This is a genomic window from Pedobacter sp. KBW06 (genome assembly GCF_003852525.1).
Classification (GTDB): domain Bacteria; phylum Bacteroidota; class Bacteroidia; order Sphingobacteriales; family Sphingobacteriaceae; genus Pedobacter.
Map to the genome: position 1 here is coordinate 1,161,910 of NZ_QAJL01000001.1, position 17,531 is coordinate 1,179,440.

15 protein-coding genes are annotated in these 17,531 nt (G+C 44.8%); 11 read left to right on the forward strand and 4 right to left on the reverse strand.

The window, feature by feature from the left end; translation table 11 throughout:
• Nucleotides 1-27 precede the first annotated feature (27 nt).
• Both DBR43_RS04600 and DBR43_RS04605 read left to right on the forward strand, forming a co-directional pair.
• Nucleotides 28-1,293 carry an HmuY family protein gene (locus tag DBR43_RS04600; RefSeq protein ID WP_124578345.1) on the forward strand — a complete coding sequence of 422 codons (1,266 nt, stop codon included), beginning with the start codon at nt 28-30 and terminating at the stop codon, nt 1,291-1,293.
• Between the two features lie 81 nt (nt 1,294-1,374).
• The gene (locus tag DBR43_RS04605; RefSeq protein WP_124578347.1) at nt 1,375-3,480 is read left to right on the forward strand and encodes a TonB-dependent receptor plug domain-containing protein; all 2,106 of its coding nucleotides are present in this window, start codon (nt 1,375-1,377) and stop codon (nt 3,478-3,480) included.
• A 2-nt stretch (nt 3,481-3,482) separates the two neighbouring features.
• Here the strand turns inward: DBR43_RS04605 and DBR43_RS04610 are convergent, their stop codons facing one another.
• Together DBR43_RS04610 and DBR43_RS04615 are read right to left on the reverse strand one after the other, a co-directional pair.
• Nucleotides 3,483-4,073: a pentapeptide repeat-containing protein gene (locus tag DBR43_RS04610; protein WP_124578349.1), complete on the reverse strand. Its 591-nt coding sequence runs from the start codon at nt 4,071-4,073 to the stop codon at nt 3,483-3,485.
• A 36-nt stretch (nt 4,074-4,109) separates the two neighbouring features.
• Nucleotides 4,110-4,658, reverse strand: coding sequence for a TetR/AcrR family transcriptional regulator (locus DBR43_RS04615; RefSeq protein ID WP_124578351.1), 549 nt, complete (start codon nt 4,656-4,658; stop codon nt 4,110-4,112).
• 86 nt (nt 4,659-4,744) lie between these two features.
• On the opposite strand from DBR43_RS04615, the gene DBR43_RS04620 reads away from it, so the two are divergent.
• Nucleotides 4,745-5,026 carry a hypothetical protein gene (locus DBR43_RS04620; RefSeq protein WP_124578352.1) on the forward strand — a complete coding sequence of 94 codons (282 nt, stop codon included), beginning with the start codon at nt 4,745-4,747 and terminating at the stop codon, nt 5,024-5,026.
• A gap of 52 nt (nt 5,027-5,078) precedes the next feature.
• On the opposite strand, the gene DBR43_RS04625 is transcribed toward DBR43_RS04620, so the two are convergent.
• A complete protein-coding gene (locus DBR43_RS04625) occupies nt 5,079-5,501 on the reverse strand; it encodes a hypothetical protein (RefSeq protein ID WP_124578355.1) in 423 nt (140 codons plus the stop codon).
• An 18-nt stretch (nt 5,502-5,519) separates the two neighbouring features.
• Entirely contained in the window at nt 5,520-6,047 is a 528-nt protein-coding gene (locus DBR43_RS04630) for a hypothetical protein (protein WP_124578357.1), read from the reverse strand.
• Nucleotides 6,048-6,496: 449 nt separating this feature from the next.
• Between DBR43_RS04630 and DBR43_RS04635 the strand changes: the two genes are divergently transcribed.
• The 8 genes from DBR43_RS04635 to DBR43_RS04670 all read left to right on the forward strand — a co-directional run bounded on the left by DBR43_RS04635 (nt 6,497) and on the right by DBR43_RS04670 (nt 17,423).
• Nucleotides 6,497-6,688, forward strand: coding sequence for a cold-shock protein (locus tag DBR43_RS04635; RefSeq protein WP_124578359.1), 192 nt, complete (start codon nt 6,497-6,499; stop codon nt 6,686-6,688).
• A 133-nt stretch (nt 6,689-6,821) separates the two neighbouring features.
• On the forward strand, nt 6,822-7,385 hold the full coding sequence (locus tag DBR43_RS04640) for an RNA polymerase sigma factor (protein ID WP_124578361.1): 564 nt from the start codon (nt 6,822-6,824) through the stop codon (nt 7,383-7,385).
• An 87-nt stretch (nt 7,386-7,472) separates the two neighbouring features.
• The gene (locus DBR43_RS04645) at nt 7,473-8,621 is read left to right on the forward strand and encodes a FecR family protein (RefSeq protein WP_124578363.1); all 1,149 of its coding nucleotides are present in this window, start codon (nt 7,473-7,475) and stop codon (nt 8,619-8,621) included.
• Nucleotides 8,622-8,770: 149 nt separating this feature from the next.
• The gene (locus DBR43_RS04650; RefSeq protein ID WP_124578365.1) at nt 8,771-12,205 is read left to right on the forward strand and encodes a TonB-dependent receptor; all 3,435 of its coding nucleotides are present in this window, start codon (nt 8,771-8,773) and stop codon (nt 12,203-12,205) included.
• Nucleotides 12,206-12,246: 41 nt separating this feature from the next.
• On the forward strand, nt 12,247-14,082 hold the full coding sequence (locus DBR43_RS04655; protein WP_124578367.1) for a RagB/SusD family nutrient uptake outer membrane protein: 1,836 nt from the start codon (nt 12,247-12,249) through the stop codon (nt 14,080-14,082).
• Nucleotides 14,083-14,118: 36 nt separating this feature from the next.
• Nucleotides 14,119-15,447: an SBBP repeat-containing protein gene (locus tag DBR43_RS04660; protein WP_199756953.1), complete on the forward strand. Its 1,329-nt coding sequence runs from the start codon at nt 14,119-14,121 to the stop codon at nt 15,445-15,447.
• 18 nt (nt 15,448-15,465) lie between these two features.
• Nucleotides 15,466-16,899: a right-handed parallel beta-helix repeat-containing protein gene (locus tag DBR43_RS04665; RefSeq protein WP_124578369.1), complete on the forward strand. Its 1,434-nt coding sequence runs from the start codon at nt 15,466-15,468 to the stop codon at nt 16,897-16,899.
• Nucleotides 16,869-17,423, forward strand: a complete 555-nt coding sequence (locus DBR43_RS04670; RefSeq protein ID WP_124578371.1) for a LacI family DNA-binding transcriptional regulator — start codon at nt 16,869-16,871, stop codon at nt 17,421-17,423. The genes DBR43_RS04665 and DBR43_RS04670 overlap by 31 nt, the downstream gene beginning before the upstream one ends.
• Nucleotides 17,424-17,531: the final 108 nt, after the last annotated feature.

The following is a 17,531-nucleotide window of genomic DNA, read 5'->3' on the forward strand; positions in this document are numbered from 1 at the left end:
ATAGTTAAACTTTTAAAATTAAGAAACATGAAAAAAAACAGTTTTTATGTATTGGCATGGGCATGCCTGATATTTGGCGCCAGCTGCAAAAAACAAGACAACCCGGCAATGGATAAATTGAGCCTCAATAACGGCGCAATAGCCTTCACACCGGTCACGGAGCCCATCACCACCAGAAGCATTGGCCCCTCTAATCTGTCCAATATCGTTTCCAGCGATCAGGTTGCAGCAACGATAGACAATTCACAGGCCTGGTTTGATTTTACCAGCTCTGCTTTTGCAGCAGCTTCAAAGCGTGACTCCTGGCACCTCGGCTTCTGGAATGGCAATGGCCTGAACAGGGTGATCCTGAATTATTCGGTCACCACTCAGGCGTCATTAATCACTGGTGCCAGCACACTTAATGCGGCAAGAGCAAATACCACTCAAATGGAGTCTGCTTATGGTTTAATTAATGGGGGTACAATGGGAATGGGTGACCTGAATACTTTTGACTTCCATCGTGAAGGCCAGTTTGTGATCGGCAGCCCTGCCGCTACCAACAAAGTTTACCTGATCAAAACGCCACCTGTGCAGGTACATCCGGACACTGCCGGAGTTGCACCAGTATCGGTTTCTTACTGGCTGGCAGCAGTGCAATACAATGGTACCACATACGGACTAAACTATCAGCCGGTAACCCGCAACGCATCAGGTACCTGGAGTTTTGTTTCCAACAACCCTACCCCTGTTTCTATTGCAAAAAACACAACCCACCAATATCAGTTTATCAAATTTGGCGTAGCAGGTACGGCTACGGTGCAGCCAGCACAAAGCGAATGGAACCTGGGGCTAAGTGCAGTAACACTTAAACGTTACATGAGCACAGGTGATGCTTATCCATTTGCATTAAAAGGTCTGGTGTTAAACAACAATCCTGGTGTATCTATATATAGGGTACAAACTACAGGAAGTACCGCAGGCGCACCGGGTCCGTACGATCCGAATTATACCTGGTCAAATGATCCTGCATTAAATTCAGGCAACTCCATTGAAAGCCAGTTTGCGGCCTTCAATTCAGGTAATATCGACAACACCAAATTCAGCAATACCAGTCAGGAGGAAATCGGACAATACTGGAGACACCTGGATATGGGCAATTACAAAATATTTGTAGACCGTTTCTATGTGATCAAATTGCCAAATGGCGACGTCTATAAATTTAAATTTGATAACCTGTCTGCCACCAGCACGAGCAATCCTGTAAATAACGGAATCAAGTTTAAATATGCTAAAATAGCCACTACCCCATAATTTCAAATCTTAGTCCTTGCGTTCAATCCTTATCCGGACAGTTGTGTAAAAATGACTGTCCGGATTTGATGTTTTTTTATAATGATGATGTTCAAAAAGATACAATGTGTTTTTGCCTGCTTATGGATCTGTTCACAGCTTCCGTTATTGGCCCAGGAAGTCTATAAAAGAGAAAGCCCGCTGACTTTCTCCAGCGTAAAAAAGATAGACAAAGAAAGTATCCGTCAAATGGCGGCCAATAACCTTGCGGAAGTGCTGAAATATCAGCTGAATATAGAAATTGAAAACTCTCCTGACCTGGGTGGATCACGGATCAGAACGGCCGACCTGAACAGCCGGCATTTTAAGATTCTGGTGGATGGCATTCCTTTAAGCAGTCCGGATATGTTCGGCAGCCATACTGACCTGAGCAGCATCCCGATGCATGATGTTGATTTTATAGAGATTTTTCAGGGTGCCAAAGGAACGGAATATGGCAGTGGCAGTTTCGCAGGTCTGGTCAATGTGGTCAGGACTAAGATCCAGGATAAAAACGCGATCCGCTTTTCCCTTCAGGAAGAAAGCACAGGCAATGAATATAATTTAAAGTCCGGAAACGGAGCCAAAGGAAGACACCTGCAAAACCTGGGTATCCATTATTCTTTACTGAAGAACTTACAGCTGGGCATAAATATCAGCAGGGATCAGTTTCAGGGATACCAGGGCAAATACAAAGGCCCGGGTTACCTTGCAGAAAGCAGCTACCAGAGAGGCTATGAATGGTCGCCGAGAACTTCCCGCAACATCACAGGTCAACTGAATTATCAAACAAAAAACATGAGGGCCTTTTATCAGTTCAGCACATTCAAAGCAGACCTTACCTTCTATGGCCACAATGCAGAGCAGGAGTTCCGGGACAATGTACTTTTACCTTTATTTACTGCCGAAGACTTCAGCTATCTAAACAACAGCTCAAAACACCAACTCAACTTCAAAGGTACTTTCCGGGGAAATGCAACCTATTCTTTAGACCTTTCTTTACAGGAAGCAGCCAGCAAGAGAAACATCAGAAAAGTAAATACTGCCAGTCATGAAGCATTAACACAAACCGGCTTAAGAAAGCTATACGCCAGTAATACTTTTTATTCGAGGGCAATGATCAGCAAGCCATTGTTACCAGATAAACTGAGATGGGAACTTGGATACGAAATGGACCATACCAGGGGAAATATCGCTGTAGAGCCCGGCACCTATCTGAGCTCCTGGATCAATAAAGGCCTGCTTTCTTTGTCGGTATTCACGCAATTCCAGTGGCATTTATCAGAAAAACTGGCCATCCAGCCCGGCCTGCGACTGAGCCGTTATCATCAGCCCAAAATCTTCGCCGCTCCAGCTTTAAGCCTGAATTACAACTTAAACGAACACAACAACCTTAAGCTCATCCTGGAAAAAACAGACCGGTCGCCAAACCACAGAGAACTTTTCAGCTACCTTGAAAACGAATTTAACCTTCTTGAGGGAAACCCCGATTTAAAACCTGAAACAGGAAAATCAGTTTTACTCTCCTGGCAGAACACTTTGAAAAACACAGGAGAAATTGCGATAAAGACTACACTCAGTTCCAGCTTTAAACAACTCAGGAACAGAATCATCATCAGCCCTGCGACGCTTAAAATACCGACACAGGATGCCTACAGGTATACCAACCTTAACGAATATTATGGCTGGTTAAACCAGATTGATATCGACCTTTCTTCCGATCGGATCAAAGCAAACCTGGGCATTTCTCTATTGGGCACCAGGGGTGATGATGTTGGCAGCAGCAAGGCATACGACCGGTACCTCTTCCACCTGGAAAGCAATTCCAGCATTGCTTATCACTTTAAAAACAATTACCGGATCAATGCGAACTATCGTTTTATAGGTAAACAATCTATCTATTCATTTGAACGCGATGGTTATAGCATGGTAAAAAACCGGGTATTGAACCATATGCCCGCTGCACATCTTCTGGATGTACATACCGGAATTTCCTTTTTTGCCAAACGCCTGGATGCCGCTATCGGGGTAAAGAATCTTTTGAATACCACTGCGCTGAATTATACCGCTGCCGATGGACAGGAGCATTACAGGGGCGATTTAAGACCACAATACATTGGCTATGGGAGGAGCGTTTACCTGGGTTTAACCTATCGCATCAGTCATTGATTTTAGCCATCGTAATCAATATCCAGCTGAAATTGGTAAAGCAATCCGGCCAGGTTCAATGCCGAAAATTTCGCCTGTTTTACTTTATTCATCGCCGGGTCCAGACTAAAGCTCCTGGCCGTCCGGAAATCGGTCTTCTCCAAAACGCACCTTACAAAACTGGCGCCCGATAAGTCACAATTGTGAAAAACAGCAGAGGTTAAATCTGCCTCTTCAAAATCGGTTTCTTTAAGCGAGCAATCCGTAAACTTAGTCTTCCGGAGTTTAGCGCCATAAAAGATCGAGTAATCCAGGTGACACTGCTCAAAATGGAAAGAAAACAAGAACTTATTGCAGGTAGAAAAATTGATGCCCAGAATTTTACAGCCTGTAAACCGGGCATCTTTAAATCCGGTGCCTTTAACAATGGTCATGGAGAAATTGCATTGTTTAAAATTACACTCCATGAAATCGTTATGACTTAAGTCGCTCCTGGAGAAATCGCAGTTGATAAATTCACATCTGATAAACTCCCGGTTTTCCAGACGCTTTTCCGCATAATTAACTCCGGTAAATGTTTTGTCCTCGTGGACGATAGTTTCTTCAAATCCCATGATGATCTATTGTTAAGGGTATGTTTATTTAAGGTTTTATAAGGTCAATAATTTATCGATGATCTGCATTTTCTTTTCCTCGCTGAGATGATACATGCCAAGATTGTCTGCAAACCAAAGGCCATCGGCCACCAGCATAATGATCAAACTATTGACAGGTTGATCCTCCACAATACCAGCGGTAATGTGCTCCGTAAACCAATTGTCCCACATGGTCCTGTAAGCTTCATTGACCAGTGCTGCCTGTAAAATTACTTTCATCGTTCTCCGGTAATGCAGGTCGCCGCTCTTTTTGACTACAAAGCGAAGGAATGCCATAGGAGCCACCTCAATGCCAGAGGTTTTCTTTTCTTCTGTAATCCATTCCGTCAGTTCAATGAGGCTTTGCCGCAGCAATTCTGCAAGTAGCTCTTCCTTGTTGCGGAAATGGTGCATAATGCCACCTTTACTCAATCCGATTTTATCTACGATGGCCTGGAAAGTCACCTGATGCCAACCGGCTGTGGCTCCGATTTCGGCAGCAGCTTCAAGGATCAGCTGTTTATTAACCTCTGGTTCTTTCTTTCTTTTATATGGGTTTTCCATTCAGCAAAGATACCGTATGGTTTGTTTGTTTGCAAAAATATGATACATTTGCTGCCTCAGTTCTGCATATTCATTTAACTTCAGTTATGTCCAAGCACATCATCATCCTATCCACTACAGTCAACAACTCCGTTGATTTACAACAGGTTTCCCAGGTCATCTCAGGCTTTCCGGAGATCGGTGAATGGTCTGTTGATCTTGAAGATTGTGATAAAATATTACGGGTAGTTTGCGGCAATAATATCGGAGATAAACTGGTAAAACAGTTTGCTGTACTCGGAATGTATGCAGAAGTGCTTGAAGTTTTTAATGAAAATGGCAGGTCCTTAAGCCGGAATCCGGATATGCTTGCGGAAAAAAATCTTTGAAACCATTACCTGGAGATGCCAGACAGGAGTCTTTCATCCATTCCCCTTGTCTTTAACCCCTTTTTCTTTCTCTGAGGTAACGGAATACGCCGGTAGACCACAATGCCCAGATGATCAGCAAGGGCTGGAAAAACAATCGAATAAGGCGAAGCTTATCGGAATTCAGTCCAAAGGCATCCGTTCCGTTCAGGTACTGGGCAATGTTTCCGGGGAAGATCAATAAGAAAAATGTGGCTAGGGCAAGACCAATTCTTAATTTTTGGTTTGTCAGGAATACCATTCCAAGGCCTAGTAATACTTCAAACACGCCCGATAAAATCACCACCAGATCTTTACTCAGCGGAATCCAATCAGGTACCTGTGCCTGAAAATCTGTTCTTTGATAAGTAAAATGACCAAAGGCTGCAAAAATCATCAAAAAGCCTAAAACCAACCTCATCACATTTTGAATTAAGCTTGTCTGAACATTTTTCATCTTTGATTTATTTAATAATTATTCAAATTCAATCCATTTCTTATCTATAAATACCTTGCCCAAAATCGCTTTCTCCTTCTCCACGTTCACTTCTATGAACTTGTCCCCGTCCAAAACAAACCTAAGCTCCAGGCCATCCATTTCATTGGTTTCATAGAACGAACCATATGGACACCGGTATGGGTTTCCCTTTACATCGCTGGTGAAGATCGACAATAAAATCATCTTCCTGGAATTGGTATCCGGCTTTTCATAGCCAAAGATTCTATGGTCAAGTCTCATATTTGCGGATAACCGGACCAGGCTATCCCTCATAGAAACTTCCGCTTTGTTCAGCTGGTCTTCGCTAATGGCTTCCTTAGACCCAATAATCGCCGTATCGGCAGGAACCCTTGTCATTTCCGAAGTACCTTTATTTGCAGCCGCTTTCTTTACTCCCGCAGTATCGGCAGTGGCATCCCCCCTCTGCACCTGATTGGTTTCAGCCCGATCATTGCAGCTCAAAAAAAGCAGTGAAAGGAGTATTGTTGTCAGTTGTATTTTCATTGTTTAAATGTAATTTAAAGAAAAAGTTATCGAATGGAAAAAAGCAAAATAAATAAAATCGCAGTTATTATTTTTTTCAGCAGCCTTGTATTGATCATCATATCCCGTCTGATCATTGAATTGCTGTTAAGGGATTATTTTTCTGATCATGCAGGCGAGCTCATCTATTCAATATGCTATGTGGTCATCTATGCCGCGCTGTTTCTTTCCTTAATATCTTTCATTATACTCCTTGTTCAATTTCTAAGAAGGCCGAAGTAAAAAACGCTGCTCTCCCTAAAAAACTGGTCCATTGTTAAAACTGTTTTAATATTTGACCATAAACCGTTTATGCTGCAGTTAAAAGATAAGATTCCTGAATTTCAGTTTATGCTGATTTAAATTTTCATAAACAAAGTATAAAACTAAACTGTTATATAGGATCAAAAGAATCACTAATTAAAAATACCATGCCACAAGGAACAGTAAAATTTTTCAATGAAACAAAAGGATTTGGTTTTATCGTACCTGACAACGGGGATCCTGAACTATTTGTTCACGTTTCGGGATTAACGACCCCGGTAAGAGAAAACGACAAGGTTAGCTATGAAGTTGAAAACGGAAAAAAGGGGCTTAATGCAACCCAGGTAAAGAAAATCTGATCGCCTAAAGATCAGTCTGGAGCATCCCTGAAAAGGGATGCTTTTTTTGTGCCTAAAAAGTCAGGCACCGGCAGCTCCCATCTTTTATTTTGATCAAAAATAATATTTATGTACGTTAGTATATCCAAACAAAATGTACTACAAAAGCCGTAATGATCAGGAATTAGCAGATTTACTTAAGTCTGATGACAAATTAGCTTATGCCGAAATTTATAATCGTTATCATGCTGCCTTATACATTCATGCTTATAAAAGACTTCAGTTAAGGGAAGAATGCAAAGATCTGGTTCATGAGCTGTTCACCACCCTATGGCACAAACGTCAGGAGATTACTTTTAAAACAAGCCTGTCTGCCTATCTCTATACTTCGGTTAGAAATAAAATATTTGACCTCCTTGCAAAGCAGAAGCTGAAAACATCCTATACCGAGTCTATTCAGTCTTTTGCAGAAACCGGAGTCGTAACCACAGATTACCTCGCCAGACAAAACCAGCTTACTGCCCTGATTGATCAGGAAATCGCAAACCTTCCGGAGCGGGCACGTCAGATATTCGAGCTGAGCAGGAAGAAATTCCTCAGCCATCAGGAAATTGCAAAAGAACTTAACCTATCTGAACAATCCGTAAAAAGTGCCGTAAATGGTGCATTAAGGATTCTTCGCATTAAGTTTGGCTCCATGCTCTTCCTCTCCTTATAATTTTTTTTATTTTCTTTACCCCCCAAGGCCATTCTGCTTCGTCTCTACTCTCTAAATACGGAAGGTACGCTCCTTCCCTAACCAAGAATGATGCAACAAGAGGAAATAGATCAGCTTTTAGAAAAAAAACATGCAGGCAACTGTACACCTGAAGAAATCGCTTTTTTAGAGAGTTGGTATGTCCAGTGGAACAGAGACCTTCCGCTGGGCTTAACTGCAGAAGAGCTGCATGAGGACCTGCTCGACATCAAGACGATGAACACCATCCTTCCTTCAGAAAGCAAGTCCAAAAAATTAAAACAAGGCTTATTGATTGCCGCATCGCTCTTCCTGATCCTGAGCACCGGCCTGTTCTTTTACCTGCAAAGCCAAACCATGAAGAACGGTACCGATCAGCTGGCGCTTCATGATATTGACCCCGGAAGCAACAAAGCAACCGTCACCCTGGCAAATGGACGGAAGCTGCATTTAAATGACCTTAAAGGTGGCATCATGATCGGCAACTCCGGCCTCGCATATAACGATGGAACGGACATCAGCCAGCTCTCCCCCGCTCCTAAAGGAACAATACAGCAGCTAACACTGGCTACCCCCAAAGGAGGCCAGTACCAGATCACCCTGTCTGATGGCACCAGGGTATGGTTAAATGCAGCATCAGCTTTAAAATTCCCCTCCAGCTTTGCCGGACTTAAAGAACGCAGGGTTGAGTTAACCGGAGAAGCCTATTTCGAAGTCACTCACAACGGCAGACAGCCATTCCGCGTCCAGACGGCAACACAGATTGCAGAGGACCTTGGAACATCATTTAACATCAATAGCTATAGCGATGAAACCACCGCCAGAACGACACTGATAGCTGGTGCCATGCAAGTTCAAAGTTTGAAAGACCTTCAAGGTAAAAAACAAGCCCCACAGGTATTGATCCCTGGTCAGCAGGCTTCCATTGCCCCGGGTGGGACTATCAGCCTGCGGTCGGTAAATACCGCTGAAGCCCTGGGCTGGAAAAACGGGGATTTCGTATTCGATGGTGAGAATTTGAAATCTGCCATGCGCAAGATTGCCAGGTGGTATGACCTGGAAATTGTTTATGAAGCCGGCGAAAAGACCAGCTCAGCACTGATTCTGGATGGATTGGTATCCAGGAAAAGCAAATTATCAGAAGTACTGAAATGGATAGAAACCGTAGGCAATGTTCGTTTCAAAATAGAAGGAAGGAGGGTAACTGTGACGGAATAACTACCACCTGTAAATGCCAAATCACCAGGGGTGCTGGAAACACCCCCGATAATTAGCTGGCATCTGTTAATAAAATAATTCTACTAACCGAACCTGCAGTTGCCGAACAATTCGACCTGAGCGGCCGCTGCACAACCAAATATAACAAAATGTATAGATTTTATGCCAGCAAGCCGGGTATAACAGACCGTTATATCCGTAAAATATGGATGATTATGCGCCTAACCACCACCGTGCTCCTATTCACATTAATGCAGGTCAGTGCGGCTACCTTCGGGCAACGCATTACCCTTAATGAACATCGGGTTTCCTTAAAAAATGCATTGGAAAAGATCCGCAATCAAAGCGGGTACAATTTTCTGTTTGACAGAAAAGTCATCAACGGAATCGACCCCATTACTATTTTCGTGAAAAACGAAGAACTGGAAGTCGCCCTGAAAAAAATCCTGAACGACCTTCCCCTGACCTATGTCATAGACGGAAAAACCATTTTGATTAAACCCAAAGAAAGCTCAGTGCTGGATAAGGCCGTAGACAAACTGGTGGACCTCTTCACAACGCAGGAAATCCGGGGTCAGGTAACCGATGCTAAAGGTATGCCCATTCCCGGCGCAACAGTGTCGGTTAAAGGAAGCAAAAAAGCAACTTCTACAGATTCCAATGGAAATTTTAAAATCCAGGTAGATCCGAAAGACATCCTCCTGGTCCAAATGGTAGGATTTATAACCAAAGAAATCCCTCAAAATGGCCGTACGGAAATCAACATTACCCTTACTGAGGAAGACAAAGCACTGGATGAGGTGGTGGTGGTCGGTTATGGTAAACAGAAAAAAGTAACCATCACCGGAGCGGTCAGCACCATCAACATGACAGATATGCTCACGCCTAACCGCTCTCTTTCTAATGCACTTGCCGGTAAAGTAGCTGGGGTCATCTCTATGCAGAGAAGCGGGGAACCCGGATATGACAACGCTTCTTTCACCATCAGGGGGATCGGGACTTTCACCGGTAATGCTGAACCCCTGATTATTATTGACGGAGTACAGCGGGATGATGTAAACAGTAATTTTGGCGGTTCCTATAACAACATAGATCCGGAAGACATTCAAAGCATTTCCTTACTAAAAGATGCATCCGCAACGGCTGTATATGGCGCCAGAGGTGCCAATGGCGTCCTGATCATCACCACCAAACGTGGCGTTGCAGGTAAACCACAGATTTCCATTAAAACAGAAGCCTCCATGTCTGGTCTCACCAAAACGCCAAAAATGCTGGACGGTGTTTCCTGGATGCGGTTATACAACGAAGCCACTGTAAACGATGGCAACCAGCCTGTATATTCTGAAGAAATCATCCAAAAAACAGCCAGTGGCCTGGATCCATACCTCTATCCAAATGTGAACTGGATAAAATCTACCTATAAAGACTGGGCACCGGGTTTCAATACCAATTTAAATGTAAATGGCGGATCCGAAAATGTAAGGTATTATGTTTCTGCTTCTTTTTACAATCAGGATGGCAGTTATAAAGTCAGCAAACAAAACGGCTACGACCCGAATTTAAACTTTAAAAGATATGATTTCAGGACCAACCTCGATATCGATCTAAGCCCTACCACGCTGTTGTCGATGAACCTGGATGCCATGCTCGTCAGTAGCAGATACCCTGGCCTGTCTGCCAGTAAAATCTGGTACAATGCCTATTTAACCCCACCCATTGCCTTTCCGATCCAGTATCCTGACGGCTCATGGGCAGGCCCTTTTAACAATGGAGGCACCAACCCACTCAACGAAATCCAGAATTCCGGTTATGCAGCCGAGTTCCGGCCAACCATACAGTCTATTTTCTCCGTTAACCAGAAACTAGACCGCCTTACAAAAGGATTAAGTGCCATGGCCAGGTTCTCTTTTGATTCCTACAGTGAAAATGACAATAGAAGATCAGGAAGAAACAACCTTTTTCTCGCTACGGCAAGAGATGCTGAAGGCAACCTGATCCTGAACCAATCCAGGGTTGGAGATCAGTTCCTGGGCTATTCCCAGGCCTCACAGGCAGAAAAAAAGATGTACCTGGAAACCAATATCAATTACGACCGCAGCTTTGGCAATCACCATTTCGGAGGTTTGTTTTTATACAATATGCGCTCAAGGGTAGTGAGTTCCGCAGGAGATGTCATTTCTTCCATTCCTTACAAAAACCAGGGCATGGCATTCCGGGCGACTTATGCCTATGCAGATCGATATATGGTAGAATTTGATGCAGGTTATACCGGCTCGGAAAACTTTGAACCGGGTAAAAGGTTTGGTTTTTTCCCTTCCTTTTCTGCGGGCTGGGTGATCTCCAAAGAGCCCTTTTTCAACAAACTATCTTCCAGCATGAACCTCCTGAAAATCAGAGGCTCTCATGGTATTGTCGGAAATGACCAAATCGGAAACACGCAGGGTCTGAAAAGATTCCCTTACCTCAATCAGTTTGGTCCGGGCCGTTCTATAGGCCTGGGCTATAACGGTGCCATTTTTAACGGGGTGACCGAAAGTGTGATCGGCGTAGAAAACCTCACCTGGGAAAAAGCCACCAAAGACAATATCGGGATAGAAATCGGTTTGTTCAATAAACTGAACCTGACGATAGACCTTTACAAGGAAAGAAGAAAGAACATTTTAATTTCCCGCAGTTCCCTCTCCGGAATCCTCGGCGTAACCGGAACTGTATATGCCAATTTAGGCGAAATGAACAACCACGGTATCGATGCGAATCTGGAGTATAATGAAAACATCGGCAATGTATCTCTTCGTCTCTACGGCAATTTCACCTATAACAACAATAAAATCATCCAGCGGGACGAGCCAAGACAACTGTATGCTTATCAACAGGCGACCGGACAAAAGTTAGGCGACAACCTGATGTACGTTGCCGAAGGCTTATTTACCTCCGCAGCGCAAATTGCAGGCAGTCCTGGCCAGTTTGGTGCAGCATTGAGACCGGGCGACATCAAGTACAAAGACGTGAACGGCGATGGCGTGATCAACCCTTTCGACCGGGTATATACCGGCAAATCAGACATTCCAACCATCTTGTATGGTTCAGGATTTACAGTAGGCTATAAAGGCGTAGACCTGTCCCTTTTCTTTCAGGGAATTTCAAATGCCACCTTTATGGCCAATGGCGCTGCTGTGACAGGTGATGGGGCAAGCGGAGCCGGTATTGTCCCTTTTACCGGGATGGGCCAATATCCTTCGGGAATGCTGGCCAGTCTGGAAAACAGATGGACCGTTGAAAGTCCGAGACAGGACGCCTATTACCCAAGATTAGGGATCGCCAACCAAAACAGCAATAACTACCAACCCAGCACCTGGTGGTCTAAAGACGGCAGCTTCGTTCGTTTAAAACAGGCCACTTTAGGGTATAAATTTTCAGATGCCTTTCTTACCAAATCCGGTATTAAATCGGTCTACTTTTACCTGACCGGCCAAAACCTGCTCACCTTCTCTAAATTTAAATTGTGGGATCCGGAACTCGGTGCCAATGCCTCAGGTTATCCGCCTTTAAGAACATTTGCCCTCGGACTAAAAGTATCGTTTTAACAAGAACCATTGATCAATTACAAGCATTAAAAAATATTCCGATGAAACAGAAAAATATATCTCTATTCATTATCGCCGTAGGATCATTGTTTTTAACAAGCATTTTATCCTCCTGCAAACACCTGGACGAAAAACCGGATAACTTACTGACCTCAGACATCCTCTGGAGCAACCGGGCCAACGCAGAATCTTACTTATACAACATCTATGGTGCAGTACTTGAAATAGACTATGCACATATTGGGATCAGTGATGAGGCCTCGGTTTCCATCCCAGGCACCAATATCCGCCAGATGGTGGCCGGAAACTGGAGCTCCGTAAATGCCTATTACGACCATTGGGACAATTATTACACCGCGATCCGCTCCTCCTTTATCTTTGAAGCCAATGTAGACAGGGTACCGGATGCTCAACTTGGTTCAGATCTGAAAGCCCAGTATAAAGCAGAGTCTAAATTTTTAAGAGGCTGGTTTTACTGGCAGCTGATCAAACAATACGGGCCGGTTGTGAAACTAACAGGTCCCCTTGCTTTAGACGAAGACTTCAATAAATATCCAAGGGCTACGTTCGACGAATGTAAAAACTACGTTAACCAGCTAATGGATGAGGCAGCAGTTGATTTACCTGTCAGCTGGGCTTCTTCCAGCAATTATGGCCGCCCTTCAAAAGGATCTTGTCTGGCCGTTAAATCGCAACTCGCACTTTGGGCGGCCAGTCCATTATGGAATGGAAACCCTGCATTCAGTTCCCTCAAAAATCAGGACGGCACAGCACTCGCTCCCGCCACATACGATGTCAACAAATGGAAAATTGCGGCAGATGCGGCAAAAGCGGTGATAGACCTCAATGCCTATAAACTATTTACCAACCTGGACAATGGCGGAACCACCTTTGATCCCTATCTTTCCGTACGGGACCTTTTCCTGACCAACTGGAACAAGGAAATCCTGTTCTCCAGAAATTCCTGGAACTATTGGGGATATACCAAAGCCTCCTCTCCCAATCCCGGAGGGATTAACCTGTACAATGCCACTCAAAACGTAGTCGATGCCTTTTACATGGGCAACGGACGCAGCATTGAAGATCCTTCTTCCGGTTACGACGAAACAGGTTTTGCGGAAAACAACAGCAGTCAGTACTGGGCACATAAAAAAGGACAGTGGAATATGTATGCCAACCGTGAACCTCGTTTTTATGCTTACATTCAATACAATGGCCGCCCGGTATTACCTGCGCCGACCATCGATGATAAAAATTACTACTCTTCAGCAGCCAATGTAGATGGTACAGGCCGCGTGGAATTTTATTACAGCGGCAAAGCCGGAGCCAAAGCGACGGGAATTACCAATACCATTACCGGTTACAATTTCCTGAAAAATGTAAGTCCGGCGGATAACATCAGACAGGATGCCACCAATTACAGACCCTTTATCCTCATGCGCTTTGCGGAGATCCTCCTGAATTATGCAGAAGCGCTGAATGAATACGCGCCTTCCAATCCGGATGTGGTCAACACGCTGAACCTTATCCGCTCCAGAGCCGGACTGCCGGGAATAGAAACCGTTTATCCCGCCGCAGTGGGCAACAGGGAACTGATGAGAAAATACATCCTGAAAGAAAGACAAGTGGAGCTCTGTTTTGAAGGAGACCGGTACTATACCCTCATCAGAAGGTTACAGCTGGGCGCTGCAGAAAATCAAACCATCTATGCGATGAATGTGAATGAAGACGATGGAGGTCAGGGATTTGGTTTTACCCGCTTTTATAACCGGACATTCTTTCAAAAAAGAGTATGGGCCGATAAGATGTACCTTTTCCCTATTTCCCAATACCAGCTGGACCGCGACAGGGCCCTGGTACAGAATCCAGGTTGGTAACACCGAAGTATCATTATGTATTTTAAAAAGCAATCCATGAAAACATTCATCAATATAAAGGAAGCGCACATGCCTGTCTTCTGCGGCATCGCGCTCCTGCTCCTCTTTTTTACAACTTGTAAAAAAGACAAAACCACAGGGTATAATCCTTCCTCTCCCATCAGCATTTCGGATTTCATTCCTAAAAAAGGTGGAGGTGGCACAGAAGTACTCATTACCGGAAGTAATTTTTCTCCCGACCTTTCCAAAATCGCTGTGACCCTGAACGGCATGCCCCTGAAAGTAATCGGTGCCAGTGCCACACAGGTAATGGTCGTGATTCCTAAAAAATCAAAGTCAGGACCAATCAGCATAAAAATAGAAAACGGAGAAGCCTCCAGTCAGGCCATTTTCAATTATGAGTATACCCGGACGGTGAGCACCCTTGCCGGCTCAGGCGCTGCAGGATTTGCCAATGGTAAAGGAACAGATGCCTCATTTAACCTGAACGGTCAGAACTGGTACCGGAGTTCAGGCATTGTAGTCGACGAACAGCTCAATGTCTATGTAGCCGATCCGGGCAACCACTGCATCCGGAAAATTGATCCTGAAGGAAATGTAAGCACTTTCGCCGGCAATCCCAATCTTGCAGGTTATGCAGATGGCAAAGGCACAGCGGCAAATTTCTCTTTGCCTTATGACCTGGCTATAGATGGACAGGGAAATCTGTATTGTGTAGACCCTGGCAACTGGGACATCAGAATGATCACGCCAGACGGACAGGCCAAAACCTGGGGCTTTGGAAGCCAGGAACCATGGAGCGTGGCTTTCGACAAGGTGGCTGGAAAGCTTTATTATTCCAGTTGTTCCAGTCCTGGAAATATCTACGAGATCAATGCCCAGGGAACCAGTAACGCAATCATTTCCGGCCTTAACTATCCCGCAGGGATTAAATTCGACAATAAAGGCAATTTATTTGTCAGCGGACATGGCGATCAGGTAATCAGGAAGTTTAGCGCAGGTACCTGGCAGGGCAGCATTGTTGCCGGTCAGCAGGGAAATGTCGGTTATATAAATGGACCGGCTACGGCTGCGCAGTTCGCCTATCCATGGGGGATTGCCATAGACAACAACAATAACATCTATGTGGCCGGTAACGGAACCGGCGGCGGAAGTACCAGTAATCCGGACCAAAGCATCCGTTACCTGCAGGCTAATACTTATGAAGTCGGCACATTTGCCGGAAGCAGCAAAGCAGGTTATACCGATGGATTTGGCGGACTGGCCTCTTTTAGTGCACCCGGCGGAGTTGCCGTAGACAAAAACGGAACGGTGTACGTACTGGACAAAAACAACAACAGGATCAGGAAAATCATTTCTGAATAACACAATCTTAATCAGCACATGAAACCATACGCTTTTTTAAGCCTGGTTTTAGTTGTACAAACGCTCGTTTGTACAACTAAAACCTTTGCGGCTATACCCAGTCCCCGCAAGTATTATGTAGCCATAAATGGCTCGGATAACAATCCCGGAAGTATCAGCGCGCCTTTCCAAACGATAAATATTGCCTTAGGTCATGCTGTCCCCGGCGATCAGGTCATCGTCAGGGCCGGGACTTACCATCAGGAGGTCAAATTCCCCAAATCCGGTGAACCCGGAAAAACCATCAGCCTGCAAGGCTACCCGGGAGAAAAACCAGTGATCGACGGCAGCAGGATTACCGTTGCCGGATGGCAGGCCCTGGTTACGGTCAATAACGTAAGCTATGTCACCATCGATGGCTTTGACATTTGTAACCTCCACAGTTCTGCGGTGAATACCGATCCCCAGGGCATGGCGATTATCGGCAGCGGACAACACATCACGGTTAAAAACTGCAATATTTACAACATCAAAAACAATACGACACTGGCGCAGGGACGAAGCGGACATGCCATACTCGCCATTGGAACCGGAAAAACGCCGATCTCAAACCTCTTGATTACCGGCTGTACTGTTCACGACACCCAAACCGGAACAAGTGAAAACGTAACCCTTGCGGGAAATATTGATGGTTTTATCTTCAGTCACAATCAGGTATACGATACAGAGAACATAGGTGTAATTGTTGCTGGCGGCGACGGACTGAATCCTCATGGTGCTGTCGAAAGCAATTATGCACGTAACGGTGTGATCAGGGACAATATTTTTCACCACAACACCATGACCAGAACACCGGAAACATGGGGCCCCGACCGCTTTGGTGCAATTTCGATTTATGTTTGCGGAGGGGCAAATACCCTCATCGAAAGAAACATTGTTTATGAGAGCGACAGGGGAATTGGCCTGGTCAGTGAAAGCAAGATCTACCCTACAAGAACCACTACGGTAAAAAACAACCTTGTTTACAACTGCTACCGGGCAGGCATTTACATGGGTGATTATTTAAATTACACCATCGCCGGAACTAAAAATTGTGCGGTGCTGGACAACACCCTATTTCAGAACAACCGCGTTCCCGGCGCATTTGGAGAAATCGAAGGAGAGATCCGGCTTACCGAACACTGCGACAGCAATGTGGTTCAGCACAACAGCATCTATGCCGGTCCTAAAGATGTCCTGGTTCATAAATACACCTTAACCGGAAGCCATAACCTCATCAACCACAACCGTTACTTTAGTACAGGTCAACCGCAATGGATCTGGAACAGTACCAATGGCGCTCCCATTACCGACTTCCAGACCTGGAAAAAAATCAGCGGTCAGGATGCCGGTTCCAGTCATGAAACAGTGAGCCCAAAGTTTTATTCTAACCTCCTCAGAAAATGGAAAAGATCCCTACAATCAAAGATATAGCCAGACAACTGAAACTGGATCCCTCTACCGTTTCCCGGGCATTGCGCGGACATCCCAGCATCGGACTGGTCACGACCATGAGGGTCAATAAAATGGCCAAAGAGTTAAACTTCCAACCCAACCAAAACGCGGTCTTCCTGAAGCAGGGCAAGACCTTTACCATAGGTGTGGTTTTACCCGACATCGGAGAAACTTTTTACTCTTCCCTGCTCAGTAAAATCGAGCGTTATTCCCACAGCAAGAATTACAATGTAATCTTTGGCCAGTCATTTGAAAAACAGGAGCGGGAGAAACAGGTTCTGGACAATATGAAGAACCTGAGGGTAGATGGAATTCTGATTGCAGCAGGCAAAGCCACAGTACCTTCCGAGCAGATTGAACAGCTCAGAAGGTACAATATTCCTGTGGTTATGCTGGAGCAAAAGAATACGGACCAATCTTATCAGGCTATTGAACATTTGTTTTCAATGCTGGAATTTCAGCAATCATCTGATCCAAAGGCTTCGCAGAACTTTCCGGTTTAATCTCCATATTTCGCTCTACCCATGCACGCTCCCACCAAAAAATTCGGGAGCCTTTCCGGGCTCCCGCTGCATGGCGTTTTGTAGAGGACTGATGTACAGTTTGTGCAA